Source organism: Streptomyces sp. GbtcB7 (genome assembly GCF_019091445.1).
Lineage (GTDB): Bacteria > Actinomycetota > Actinomycetes > Streptomycetales > Streptomycetaceae > Streptomyces > Streptomyces mirabilis.
This window is the reverse complement of record NZ_JAGXJM010000083.1, coordinates 1-12,888: the sequence shown is the minus strand read 5'-3', so window position 1 is coordinate 12,888 and position 12,888 is coordinate 1. Positions and strand designations below refer to the sequence as shown.

General features: G+C 70.4%; 9 protein-coding genes and 3 pseudogenes. 8 read left to right on the top strand and 4 right to left on the bottom strand.

Going from position 1 to position 12,888, the window contains the following annotated elements; all coding sequences use genetic code 11:
* The 5 genes and pseudogenes from KVT44_RS54450 to KVT44_RS54430 form a co-directional block, all read left to right on the top strand.
* Nucleotides 1–551, top strand: a pseudogene (locus KVT44_RS54450) (3-oxoacyl-ACP reductase); the annotation flags it as partial.
* A 114-nt stretch (nt 552–665) separates the two neighbouring features.
* Nucleotides 666–1,121 (top strand): helix-turn-helix domain-containing protein, encoded by a 456-nt coding sequence (locus tag KVT44_RS59620; RefSeq protein WP_254651182.1) that lies wholly within the window; start codon nt 666–668, stop codon nt 1,119–1,121.
* 60 nt (nt 1,122–1,181) lie between these two features.
* On the top strand, nt 1,182–1,769 hold the full coding sequence (locus KVT44_RS59615; RefSeq protein WP_254651181.1) for a transposase: 588 nt from the start codon (nt 1,182–1,184) through the stop codon (nt 1,767–1,769).
* 326 nt (nt 1,770–2,095) lie between these two features.
* Nucleotides 2,096–2,278 (top strand): annotated as a pseudogene (locus KVT44_RS54440) (transposase); the annotation flags it as partial.
* 868 nt (nt 2,279–3,146) lie between these two features.
* On the top strand, nt 3,147–6,524 hold the full coding sequence (locus KVT44_RS54430) for a S8 family serine peptidase (protein WP_217576540.1): 3,378 nt from the start codon (nt 3,147–3,149) through the stop codon (nt 6,522–6,524).
* A 143-nt stretch (nt 6,525–6,667) separates the two neighbouring features.
* Here KVT44_RS54430 and KVT44_RS54425 read toward each other — a convergent pair whose 3' ends face one another.
* The 3 genes from KVT44_RS54425 to KVT44_RS54415 all read right to left on the bottom strand — a co-directional run bounded on the left by KVT44_RS54425 (nt 6,668) and on the right by KVT44_RS54415 (nt 8,728).
* Nucleotides 6,668–7,666 (bottom strand): helix-turn-helix domain-containing protein, encoded by a 999-nt coding sequence (locus tag KVT44_RS54425; RefSeq protein WP_217576538.1) that lies wholly within the window; start codon nt 7,664–7,666, stop codon nt 6,668–6,670.
* A gap of 191 nt (nt 7,667–7,857) precedes the next feature.
* Nucleotides 7,858–8,025: a VOC family protein gene (locus KVT44_RS59610; RefSeq protein ID WP_254651180.1), complete on the bottom strand. Its 168-nt coding sequence runs from the start codon at nt 8,023–8,025 to the stop codon at nt 7,858–7,860.
* Nucleotides 8,026–8,248: 223 nt separating this feature from the next.
* On the bottom strand, nt 8,249–8,728 hold the full coding sequence (locus KVT44_RS54415) for a helix-turn-helix domain-containing protein (protein WP_054236497.1): 480 nt from the start codon (nt 8,726–8,728) through the stop codon (nt 8,249–8,251).
* Nucleotides 8,729–8,787: 59 nt separating this feature from the next.
* Here KVT44_RS54415 and KVT44_RS54410 point away from each other — a divergent pair, with 59 nt between their 5' ends.
* From KVT44_RS54410 to KVT44_RS54400, 3 genes and pseudogenes are all read left to right on the top strand, one after another.
* Nucleotides 8,788–10,251 carry an MFS transporter gene (locus KVT44_RS54410; RefSeq protein ID WP_217576536.1) on the top strand — a complete coding sequence of 488 codons (1,464 nt, stop codon included), beginning with the start codon at nt 8,788–8,790 and terminating at the stop codon, nt 10,249–10,251.
* Between the two features lie 290 nt (nt 10,252–10,541).
* A pseudogene (locus KVT44_RS54405) lies at nt 10,542–11,932 on the top strand (SMI1/KNR4 family protein).
* A gap of 55 nt (nt 11,933–11,987) precedes the next feature.
* The gene (locus tag KVT44_RS54400) at nt 11,988–12,224 is read left to right on the top strand and encodes a beta-propeller fold lactonase family protein (protein WP_302832258.1); all 237 of its coding nucleotides are present in this window, start codon (nt 11,988–11,990) and stop codon (nt 12,222–12,224) included.
* On the opposite strand, the gene KVT44_RS54395 is transcribed toward KVT44_RS54400, so the two are convergent.
* Entirely contained in the window at nt 12,221–12,715 is a 495-nt protein-coding gene (locus KVT44_RS54395; RefSeq protein ID WP_217576532.1) for a hypothetical protein, read from the bottom strand. The two genes, KVT44_RS54400 and KVT44_RS54395, sit on opposite strands and share 4 nt — an antisense overlap.
* Nucleotides 12,716–12,888: the final 173 nt, after the last annotated feature.

Sequence of the window (12,888 nt, the reverse complement as noted above, 5' to 3'; positions counted from 1 at the left end):
GGCAACCGGCCGGCCGCACCCGCCGCACCAGCGCCGACGGCCTCGAGTTGCGCTTCGCCGTCATCTACCTCGCCGGCTTCCTGCTCACCCTCGAACTCCTGCCGTTGCTGCGCGCGTCAGCGCCGGCCCGCATCGTCAACGTCGCCTCCATCGGCCAGCACCCGCTCGACTTCGAGAATCTGATGCTGGAGCGCGACTACGACGGCATCCGAGCCTACGGCCAGAGCAAGCTCGCCCAGATCACGTCCGGCTTCGAACTCGCCGCACGCCTGCCCGCCGACGAGGTCACGGTCAACAGCCTGCACCCCGCCACCTACATGCCGACCAAGATCGTCCTCGCCGAGATCGGATACAGCATCGACACGCTGGAAGAAGGAGTGACCGCCACCCACCGGCTCGTCACCGATCCGGTACTCGCCGGTACCACCGGGCACTTCTACGACCGCACCCGCGACACACGCGCTCATGCCCAGGCATACGACAGCGCGGCCCGACTGCACCTGTGGCAGGCGAGCCTGCAACTCACCAAAGCCGAGAGTCCCCTGTGTTGAGTGCCGCTGGAGCGGAGGCCGTGGGCAGGGCCGCCATCCTGCCCGATGCTTGCAGGGCCAAGGGCCGCAGAGTACGGCCCGTCGCGATCCACTTCTCGTGATCGGCCCGTCTGCATGCCCGTTGCCGCCGCCTGTCCAATCGTCCTGACCGCCTCCGAGCGGCACCGGCTGAAGAAGGCGTCCTACGGTCACAAGACCGAGCACCAGGCCCGGCAACGTGCCACCGTCGTGCTGCATGCGGCCCGCGGGTGCTCCAACGCACGCATCGCCCGCGAGACCGGGCTGCACATAGACACCGTGCGGACCTGGCGCGGCCGCTTCGCCGACGGCGGGCTGCCGGCCCTGGCCGACCGCAAGCGCAGCGGGCGCCCCGCACGGTTCACCCCCGGACAGGTCGCCGAGGCCAAGGCGCTGGCCTGCCAACTCCCCGCCGAGACCGGCGTGCCGCTCTCGCGCTGGTCGTGTCCGGAGTTGGCCGCCGAGCTGACCGCACGCGGGATCACCGACAGCATCTCGGCGTCCACGGTGCGACGTTGGCTGCGCCAGGACGCGATCAAGCCCTGGCAGTAGCGGTCCTGGATCTTCATCCGCGGCCCGAACTTCCGCGCCACGGCCCAGCGGGTCCTCGACTTGCGCGCCCGTACCTTCGACGGCGAACCGCTGGGCGAGGACGAGTACGTCATCTCCAGCGACGAGAAGACCTCCATTCAGGCGCGCTGCCGCTGCCACCCGACCCTGGCGCCGGGGCAGGCCCGGACGATGCGCGTCAACCACGAATACGACCGCGGCGGCGCGTTGGCCTACCTGGCCGCCTACGACGTCCATCAGGCGAAGGTCTTCGGCCGCTGCGAGCCGAAGACCGGCATCGTGCCCTTCATGAACCTGGTCACCCAGATCATGAGCACCGAGCCCTACGCCAGTGCCAGACGCGTCTTCTGGATCGTCGACAACGGCTCCTCTCACAGGGGGAAGAAGGCCATCGACCGCCTGACCACAGCGTTCCCGAACGCGGTCATGGTCCATACCCCCGTCCACGCCTCCTGGACAAACCAGATCGCGATCTTCTTCTCCATCGTCCAACGCAAGGTCGTCTCGCCCAACGACTTCACCGACCTGACCCAGATCCGGGACCGGCTCCGAGCACTCGATGACCACTACAACGCGACGGCCCAGCCGTTCCCGTGGAGGTTCACCACTCCGACCTGGACGATCTGCTGACCAGACTCGACCGGCACACACCCGCCGATCGACAGGAAGAATCCTCCGTCGCGCTGGCAGCTTGATCAACCCCTGAAGGACTTCGAGAGCCGACCACTAAGAAGCCGTATCTCAACTGATCATGGAACGTGCGGTTCGAACAGGTTTCCCGCCTGGGTGATCTTCCCGTCGTACGCGCATGAGGACAGGGCCTCTCGGTAGCTCGGGGATGCGAATCTGACCGAGCAGTGCCGGGAGGCGCTGGTGTCCTTGTTGTACGTGTCCGAGCCCGTCCAGTCCAACTCGGCTGCCCCATCGTGTGATTGTCTCGCGCCGACGACATGACAGGGTTCGTGGTGCTCCCCAGACGCTGGGTGGCAGAGCGCACATTCGCATGGCTGATGAACTCTCGCCGCCTGGCCCGGGACTACGAGACGTTGCCGACCAGCAGCGAGGCGGTGATCCGGTGGTCGATGGTCACCCGGATGAGCCGGCGTCTGGCACGGCCACGGGCCGCCGACCGGCACTGAACATCCCCGACGCCTCCAGGAAGAGCCATCCGCCAGGCGCCTGGCCTTCGAACGCACCCCCTCGACCTTCGCCGGCGTCGTCCCAAGGCCCAGCTCCACCGCGATCTCCCTGGCCTTCACCGGTCCCTTGCCCGCGGACCGCCGCTCCTCCAGCATGTCCAGAATCCGCTGGTAGTCGGGCGCGAGCACGGTCACCGGCAGCCCGTCCCGCCAAGGCGGCACCACCGACCCCGGCACTGGTGAGGGCGCCGTTTCCTGCGCCGTCCTGGTCACGGCAGTCGTCTCGGCGGCGGACACGGCCAGGGCCTCGACCAGTTCCTCCCGCGCGATCACCCGCCGATCCAGCTCGATCTCCGCGGCCTCCAACACCTCAGCCAACCGCGCGACTTCCTCCCGCAGACCCTCCATCCGCACACGGGCCGCCGCCTCCCGCTCCTCCAGCATTCCCAGCACCGACGCCACCGCGCACCCCTCGGTCATGAAGCGGACACAAGACGCCACATGCCTCCCTCACCCCGAGCGAAACCATGCCTGAGCAGGCGAAATCACGGGATCACGTTCGGTTGAGATACGGCTTCTAAGGGCTCTGGGCTCTGGGCTCTGAGTTACGGCACAGTACTCGCCGCCGAGGGCAGCCGAAGGGCTTCCGGTCGAGCTGGGAAGGAAAGTCTGTGCGTGATCTCCGGCGGCCGGCTTGACACCACCCGGGGAGCGGCTCGCTCGGTTCGTCCATGAGCCGCCAACCTGGCCACTTTTGCCCTCTTTATGAAGGATAGGGGTTGGCGTAAAGGTGACTTGACGCCTGGTGGACAGGGCAAACTGCTGACCTCGGCACTTGACGGCACCACGCTGTCCTCCCATGAGAGACATGAACAACAGGTGGCGCCGCGGGATCCGCCCTCCCCGGCCTCGGCATACGGTGGCAGCCGCCGCCTTCGTGGCGCTCGTGGCCGGTCTGACCGCCGCCCCCGGCGCCGCTCAGGACCTCGGCCCGCACACCGGGCGAACGGAAGCCGCCGCGCAGACCGGAGCGGCCCGGTCGCCGATCACCTCCCGGCATCAGCTCACCCTGATCACCGGCGACCGCGTCACGCTGGAGACGGACACCTCGGGCAAGCAGAGTGTGTCGGTCGAGCCCGCCGAGGGCCGCGAACGAGTCGCGTTCATCAAGCGCCAGGCCGGTCGCGACTGGACGGTCATACCCGCCGACACGCTCCCGCTGCTCGCGACGGGCCGCCTCGACAAGGCGCTGTTCAACGTCTCCGCCCTGGTCCGGGGCAAGTACGCGCAGCGGTCGAGCCTGCCGCTGATCGTCGAGTACGCCGGGGACGCGGGCACCGCCCGGCGACAGCTGACCGCCGCCGGTGCCGACACCGTCCGCCCCATCGGAGGGACCCCCTTCGCGACCCTCGGCGAACACCGCGCGGACGCCGCCGGGTTCTGGAAGGGCATCGCCCCCGGCCGGGCGGACGCCACGTCCTTCGGAGCGGGTGTCCGCCGGGTCTGGCTGGACGGCCACTCAAGGATCCAGCTCGACAGGACGGTGCCGCGCATCGGGGCCCCGCACGCCTGGGAGAAGGGCTACACCGGCACCGGCGTCAAGGTCGCCGTGCTCGACACCGGTTACGACCCCAACCACCCGGACCTCAAGGGCCTCGTCACCAAGTCCGCGAACTTCACCACCGAGCCGAACACCGACGACCTGAACGGTCACGGCACCCATGTGACCTCCACGGTCGCCGGTTCCGGCGCGGCCTCCGGCGGCCGCTACAAGGGTGTGGCACCCGGTGTGCAGATCCTGTCCGGCAAGGTGTGCACCGCGGACGGCAACTGCGACAACTCCGACATCGTCGAGGGCCTGGCCTGGGCCGCCCAGCACGGCGCCAAGGTGATCAACCTCAGTCTGGGCGACACGGACACACCGGAGACCGACGCCCTTGAGGCCATGGTCGACACTGTGACCCGTGACTACGGCACGCTGGTTGTGGCCGCGGCCGGCAACAGCGGTCCCGGCAAGGTCTCCTCGCCCGCCTCCGACGACCGGGCGCTGGCCGTCGGCGCGGCCGAGGACGACGACGACCTCGCCGTCTTCAGCTCGGTCGGCCCGCGGGTGGGCGACTCCGGCCTCAAGCCGGACATCATCGCCCCCGGCGTCAACGTCGTCGCCGCGAGGGCGGGCGGCACCACCGCCGATGACGGCTATGTCGCGATGAGCGGCACGTCCATGGCCACGCCCCATGTGACCGGAGCCGCCGCCATCCTGTTCCAGGAGCACCCGGACTGGACGGCGGAGCAGGTCAAGCGCCAGCTGATGCAGTCGGCGACCGGCGCCAAGGAGCACGGCGCCTACTTCCAGGGCGCCGGACGCGTCGACGTCGCCCGGGCGGTCGACCAGGACGTCACCGCCGACACCACCGCACTGGACTTCGGGCTGATCCGCTGGACGGACGGCAAGCGTCCCCCGGTGACCAAGACCATCACCTACCGCAACCCAGGCGCCGCGCCGGTCACCCTTCAGCTGAGGGACAACCCGAGCAGCGGGAAGAAGGACGTGCCCGCTCCCGCCGGCCTGTTCCGGCTCAGCGCCGACACGGTCACCGTGCCCGCGCACGGAACGGCGGCCGTCACGCTCACCGCGACCCCGGAAGCCACCACGACGTACGCCGCCTACAGCGGTGTGGTGACCGCGAGCACCGCGGACCACCAGGTGTCGGTGCGCGTCCCGTTCGGCATGGACGTCGAGCAGCCGTCCTACGACCTGCGCATCGGCATGAAGAGCCGCACGGGCGCCGCCCCCGACAACGCCTACCTGCTGGTCAACTCGGCCGACGGCAAGGCGTACGAGGTCGAGGCGCTCGGCAAGAGCAGCACCGTGGTGCGACTACCGAAGGACACCTACTCGGTGAGCGGCTTCTACTTCGACGCCTCCTTCACCGAGGGCACCATCGTCGGCGTGCCGAAGGTCGTGATGAGCGCCGACCGACAAGTGACCCTCGACGCCCGGAAGGCGAAGCCCGTCACGGTGTCGGCACCGAGCCGCTCCGCGCGCATCATGTCGGCCGAGATCGGCACGATCAGCATGGCCGACCAGCTTCTCTCGGTCACCATGTACAACGCGATCGGCACGGACCACATCGACGGTGTGTACGCGGTGCCGACGGCCCAGTACAAGGACTCGAAGTTCACGTACCTCGTCACCAGCGTCTGGGGCGACCCGTCCGGCGCAGACGGGAACCCCGCCTCGGTCTACTACCTCACGCGACCGGTGCACGGCGCCATTCCGGCGGATCCCGCCTACAACCCCCGCAAGTCGGAGCTGGCCAGGGTGAACACCACGTTCGCCGCCACCACGCCGGGAACCACGGCCACGCGCATCGTGTGGACGTACGTCGGCAACGTCCGCTTCAGCGGCCGGGCGATGGAGGGAATTCCGGTCCCTGCCCGGCGCGTCGACTACTTCTCGGCGGGCGACGGCCTGCGCTGGCAGACGGCCTTCGACCAGAACAGCTTCCTCGACCCGGACGCGCACGGGCAGAGCTACCTGAGCGACCTGCACGGCTACAAGGCCGGCTCCCAGGTCGAGGAGCGCTGGAACGGCGGGATCCAGGCCGTGGGCCTCTCGTCCCAGATGGCCGCCTTCCGAGAGGGCGACACGATGTACCGGCCCTTCCAGTCGGCCGCGAACGGCAACCTCGACCTGGTGGCCGACACCACGTCCGGCCTGCCCGAGGTGAAGTTGTGGCGCAACGGCGAGCTGGTCTCCCAGGACTGGAGCATGAGCGACGTCCCGGCCGACGCCGCCCCCGCCGACTACCGTCTGACGGTCGAGCACAACCGTGACATGGCCCCCAGCTCCGTCTCCACGAGTGTGCGGGCGGAATGGCGGTTCCGGTCGCAGAGCACGGCGACCCGGCAGGCGCTGCCGCTGTACGCGGTCCGTATGTCGCCGAAGCTGGACGAGTGGAACCGGGCCGAGGCCGGCCGCAAGCTCGACATCCCGGTCCTGATCCAGCGGACGGCCGGCGCCCCGGCGTCGCCCATCCGCGTCTTCACCACCGAGGTCTCCTTCGACGAGGGGAAGACCTGGCAGTCGGTGCGGGTCAAGGGCTCCGGCATGGAGCGCACCGTTACCGTGGAGCACCCGCGCCGCGCCGCGGGCGGCTCGGTCAGCCTGCGTGTCCACGTCGAGGACGCGACGGGCAACTCCTTCAACGAGACCGTCATCAAGGGCTACCTGCTCAAGTAGCCGCCTTCGCGGAGTAGTCACGTCCTCGAGTAGCTGCTTCCGCGAGTAGCACAGCCCGGCCGCAGCGGCCGGACGAACGGGGACAGGGCCCGCCGAACACGTCCGGTGGGCCCTGTTCGTGTGCGTTGCGGCGTCCGCCGTGCTCAGAGCCAGTCGCGGCGGGCCGCGTGCCAGCCCAGCTGCATACGGGTCGCGACGCCCGCCAGGCTCATCAGGCCCTGGACGCGCCGCTGGACGGTGCGCTTGCTGACCCGCAGCTGTCCGGCTATCGCCTCGTCCGTCATGCCGGCGACCATCAGGGAGAGCAGGTGCCGGTCCTCCCCGACCGGCGAGGCGGCATCCGTGGTGCCGGCGCCGCCGATCTGGCCCTCCTCGGTCACCCGGAGCGGGGCACCGATCTCCCAGTGGTGTTCGAACAGGGCGATGAGCGCGTCCAGCAGGCTGCTCTCCCGCACCACCGCGGCCCGCAGTTCCCGGGGGTTGCGGGACGTGCCCGAGGCGGCCAGCGGCAGGATGGCCACCGAGCGGTCGGCGATCGCCATCCGCAGCGGCAGCAGAGGCACCGCCCGGGCGACCTCTCCGGCGCACACGCCCTTGACGACGTAGTCCACCGAGTCGGGGTCGTCGAAGTACGCCTGCTCGTACAGGGCCCTGTAGAGCACGCCCCGGTCCAGCGCGTCGAACTCCTCCTGATTGCTCTCCGGTGACATGGCCACGTACTGGGCCTTCACGAACCACATCATCTCGCGGCCGGCGCCGTGCTGGAGCTGGCGCAGATGCTGGCGCAGTGCCGCCGCGCCGGTGATGATCTCGACGGCCTCGCCCGTGCTCCGGGCCCATGCGCTGCGGCGGTGTGTCTCCGCCAGTTCGTAAACGGCGGCCCGGGTCTGTTCCAGGGCGTCGAAGTGGCGTTGGAGCCGGGGCATAAGGGCCACCTGCGGCGGCACGGCCGTGAACCATTCGGGACTGTCCTCGGCCGCCGACGCCAGGCCCTTGCGCTCCAGCGCGCGCAGCAGCAGCCGCGCGGTCACGACGTCGAGGGCCGAGCGGCCGGAGATGTCCTGAGCGGACGCCGTCCCGGTGGCGACCAGAAGGCGGTACACCTCGCTCTCGTCGGCCGTCAGGCCCACCGTCTCCAGCATGTCGCCACCTTTCTCAGCATCCGGGCCGCCTCCGCCCGGGTTTCCGCGGGGGGAACGCGGTCGTCCCGGCGGATGATTCCACCAGCCCCTGCAACCAGGCACCACGACGGTTGTCACCGGCGATCTGGTTCACCGTGACGGGGCGGTGCCGTCAGCACATCCGGTGGCCCCCGGGCGGGGCCGCTCGAGTGTCACAGACTGTGGGCCACGGGGTGGCGAGGTTCGTACAGCGGCAGTTCGGCGCCACTGGGCAGACGCACCGCCGTCAGCCTGCCCCAGCGCTGTTCGCTGACCGGGCGGGCGATCTCGACGCCCCGCGTACGCAGTTCCCCGAGCTGGGCGTCGAGGTCGTCGCACATCAGACAGAACTCGTGCTGGGGGGGGCGCCCTCGGTGGGGTGTACGGCGATCTCTGCCGGGGGCAGCTTGAAGATCAGCCACCCGCCGCCCGCGTCGACACCGGGGAAGGCGAGGACGTCGCGGATGAAGGCGCGGTCGGCCTCCGCGTCCTGGCTGTAGAGGATGACGTGGGCGCCGTTGATCAGGCCGGACCTTCGTTTCGCTGAGGTGGGGACCGTTCGGTCTACGGGGTCGTCACCGGGCCCGACTGGTCCCAGCCGGGTACGAGGTCGTCACGGTGGACATCTTCCCCGTGGACCCGCTCGCCGCAGGTCTCGCACACCGTGTGGGTGACGAGTTCGTGATCCCGGTGCCGGATCCGGCCGGGCGGTGCGGTGACGACCCAGCGGTCGCCCCAGCCGATCAGCTCGCGGGTGATGGCCCCCAGATCGCGCCCGGCCTCCGTCAGGTAGTAGCCGCTGTAGCGGGCGTCGTCCGGCAGCGGGCGCCGTTCGAGGACGCCGCTCTCCACCAGCGCCTTCAGGCGCGCGGCGAGCCGGTCCGTGGGAGCGCCGGTGTTCCTGGCGATCTGCCGGAAGCGGTGGTTGCCGAGCATGACCTCGCGGATCGCCGGCAGGGCCCAGCGGTCACCGATGATCTGGAGCGCCGCGGCGAGGGAGCACGGGCGCCCCGCCATGTCCCGGGGATCGATGCGTGTGGTCATTGTCCCAGTATCACCCGGCAGGGTTTGATTTCCAAATCACCCTGTGCTTGGGTTGCGCCATGTCCATGCTGCTTCGATTTTCAAAGCACCCTCGGGCGGCTGCCGCAGTCGTCCTGGTGGCCGTCTTCATGACCAACCTGGATCTGCTGATCGTCAACGTCGCGCTGCCCGCCGTGGGAGAGGACTTCTCCGGGGGCGGCGGCGCAGCGGGCCTCGGATCGCTGTCCTGGGTCCTCAACGCCTACGCGATCACCTTCGCCGCGCTGCTGGTGGTGGCCGGGCGTGCCGGTGACCGCATAGGGCAGCGGCCGGTCTTCCTCGCCGGGATCGCCGTCTTCACGCTCGCGTCGCTGGGCTGTGCCCTGGCCCCGAACCTGGGAACCCTCATCGTGGCCCGGGTGGTGCAGGCCGTAGGGGCGTCGGCCCAGATCCCGACCTCCCTAGCCCTGCTGCTGGCGGCGGTGCCGGCCGAGCGCCGCACCCAAGCCACCCGCGGCTGGGCCGGGGTCGGCGGACTCGCCGCGGCCGCCGGGCCCGTCGCCGGTGGCCTGCTGACCGAGGTGGACTGGCGGTGGGTCTTCGCCGTCAACCTGCCCATCGGCATCGCGGCGCTCGTCGTCGGCCGATCCGCGCTGCCGAAGCCGGCCGCGCGGGAGACCGGGCCGCTGCCCGACCTCCTCGGCGCCCTGCTGGTCATCGTCTCGATCGCGTCGTTGTCCGGGGCACTGGTGCAGGCACCCGACCAGGGCTGGACGAGCGGCGAGACCCTACTGCTGCTGGCCGTCGCCGTGATCGGCGGCGCCGCGTTCGTGCTCCGGTCCCTGCGGCACCCCCGTCCGCTGTTCGAGCTGGACCTGCTGCGGCTGCCGCGCTTCGGTGCGGCGAACGCGGGCAGCCTCCTGTTCGGCGTGGCCTTCTCGATCATGCTGCTGTCGAACGTGCTGTGGTGTCAGGAGGTCTGGCACTGGAGCGCGCTGCGCACCGGTCTCGCCCTGGCCCCCGGCCCCGCGCTCGTGCCGGTCGTCACCGTGCTGACCACCCGCGCCGCGCAGCGCTTCGAGCAGGGACCGCTGATCGCGGCGGGCGGCGTGCTGTTCGCCGGTGGCATGGTCTGGTTCGCGATCTTCGCGTCGGTCACACCGGACTACGTGAGTGAGCTGCTGCCCAGCCAGCTGCTGACCGGTGCGGGAGTGGGCCTGGCCCTGGGCACACTGGTGGCCGCCGGCGTGCATGCGGTACCGGGACACCGTGCGGCGACCGGGTCGGCGCTGGTCAACTCAGTGCGCCAGATCTCGGCCACGATCGGCGTCGCCGTCCTGGTCGCGGTCGTCGGCTCCCATGTCGACGCCACCGCGCACCACGCCTTCCGGGTCGTCTGGTACACGGCCGCGGCGCTGAGCCTGGTCACCTCGGCGGTCGGGGCGCAGCTCAGCCGAGGGCGGGGCCAGGGCCCCGAGCGGACGGGACCCGCCGCGCCGAAGGAAGCCGAGGCGACGGGGCGGGCTCTGCCGCAGACACTCTGACCGGCCGCTGCCCGGCGCGTGAGAGCTGTTCGCCGCCCGGGACGCCGGACGGGCGAGCAGCAGATGGTGCCTCGCACGTGCACTGGGACACGCCAACTTGCGGGACGGAGGTAGACGGGCCCACGGCCTTGGGATCGCCTTGACCGACGTGGAGTTCGCCGACTTCTCCATCGACCAAACAGGGCGCGAGCACGCTGGCACAGCCTGCCAGGCCGGTCGCGTACAAAAGGGTCCTGTCGGCCGCAGCAAGCAACGGAGCACTGTCAGTGGTGAGTGGCAGCATCGGGCGCATGACGGACACCACGGCATTCGACTGGCGGTCCTTCCTGCTCAGGTGGAGCGGGGAGTGGGCAGATTCCCTGCCGGACGGCGAGACGCGGGGCGAGGACGACGCGACCGCCCGGCAAGCGCGGTGGCTGGGGTTCCCGCCCGCGTCGGAGGAGCGGATCGCAGCCATGGAGGAGCGCCTCGGCCGACGGATGCCCCCGTCGTACCGGGAGTTCCTCAAGGTCAGCGACGGGTGGCGGCACGCGGGCGGGTTCGTGTGGCTGCTGGCGGGGACCGAGGACGCGCACTGGCACAACAACGAGTCAGGACTCGCGGACATGTTCGAGGAGTACCTGGACGAGGACGCCGGGCCCGAGGAGCGGCGGGAGGCGGACGTCTGGCGGCGGCTGCGTACACGGCGGCCGGACCGTTCGGGGAGAGGGTCGAGCGGGCGCGGGAGCTGGCGCGGTGGGGAGACACCGACGGGGCATGGCGGACGCTGATAAATGCTCTGCCCCTGTGGGAGCCGCTGGGACCGGACCACCTGGCGCCGCTGGGGTGGGTGGCCGACCCGGTGCTCGGGCCGCTGCTGACCCCGGAGCGGGGCCGGGAGCTGCTGTCCACGCCGAGGGGCGGGCAGGCGGGTGAGGCACCGAGGCCGGCGGCCGGGCTCGACCCGAGCGACCTGGCGTGGCTCGCGGAGCCGGACCTGGGCAACAACCGCACGTCCTACCGGTTCGTCCTGGTGGAGGGGGTCGAGCCGGAGGAGTTGCCCGGACGTCTCGCGGACGGGGACGGGGACGGCACCGTGCTGAACGAACCCACGACACTCTGGGAGGCGCGCCACAGGTCGCCGCACAACCAGAGGGAGTTCTCGTCCTACGACGACAGGGCTCTCATGGCGGTCGGCCGGACCGGCACCGGTTGGAGCTTCGCCTTCGACGGCGATCCCGCCCCGTTCGACCAGCGTCGGTTCGTCTCCCCGGCCGCGGCCGCCAGCGCGGGCACCCGTGCGGTGGTGGTGTGGAGCGGCCTGAGGACATGGCACGGGGAACCGTTCTTCCACCTTTCGGTGGCGCAAGACGGTGCCGAGCAGTACGCATTCACGTACGTGGACAGGGAGATCCGGCAGAGCGGGGAGATACCGCGGGCGCTGAACCCGAGCCGGTTCTTCGGCGCCCTGGAGGACGGGGCCGAGGTGGAACGGTCGCTGCTGGAAGCGGTGGCCGGGGAGTTCGGTGCGTCTCTGCCCCGTCATGCCATCACGAACGGGCGGCTGCACACATTCACCACCCGTTCATGGACGCGGCCGCCGAGAGACGGCGAGACATACGCGGTGATCCGCATGCACCGGGCAGCCGCGCGCCCGGCGGACGGCGAACGGACGGGAGAGGACGGGCCGGGGAGCAGGTAGAGAGCGGCCAGGCTGCGCACATTCTCAATACGGTGAGAGTCGAGAGCACGTAGACCTGGGATGTCGGAGGACGATCACCGGCTACCGGATCGACCGCCCGATCGGGATGCTCTCCGTCATCGGCCACACCAGCCAGGGCGTGAGCGGTCCGACCAACTTCGTCATCGACCCCAGTGGACGACGGCTCTACGTCAACAACAGCACAGCCGACAGTGTCGCCCAGTTCGCCGTCGGGCCCGAGACGGGCGAGCTGACGCCCGCCGGCCGGATGCCACTTAAGCCCTTGTCTTAACCAGCATGCCGGTGGTTCTCGGCCTCCCTCCGGTGTCCAGCCATGGTCTGGACTACTGCGTCGGCCTGGGGCGTCAGGGTCAGCTGTCCGATGTGGGTTTCGATGGCGCTCGCTTCGATCAGGAACGGCCGGTCGAACTGCCAGAAGATCTCCGTCACATCGCGTGCCTGGGTCTCGAACAGGCACGCGGTCCGCAGGGCGAGCTTGGGTACTGCGCTCACGCGCGTGCGGCCGTCGAGGGCCGCTGCGGCGGCGTACTGTCGGCCGGTCAGAGGCTTGGGAGAGGGCAGGTTCCACGCCCGTCCCCGTGACGCCTCGCTGTCGGCCGGCATCACGAGTGCCCGCGCGAGATCCGGCAGGTAGTGCAGGGCGAGCGGTCGGTCGAGCTTGCCCGGCCAGAACATGCGCCTCCCGGCGACCGCCCGCGCGAACAGGGTGTTCCCGGGGACCGGGATCAGCCCCCAGGGGGCCGGGGCCGTAGTAGTCGGCACCCCGGCCGCCGCAGCGGAGCCTTGCCGCCCGGCAAAGACCCCTTCGCTGCATGGGGCTGCCCACCATGAACGCCGGTCCGGCCGGCCCGAAGACGGCCGGATACAGTACGCGAGACGGCAGCCTGGTTTGCGAGGGGAAGCGTGACCGACACCAGCGACACCCGATCCGCCGA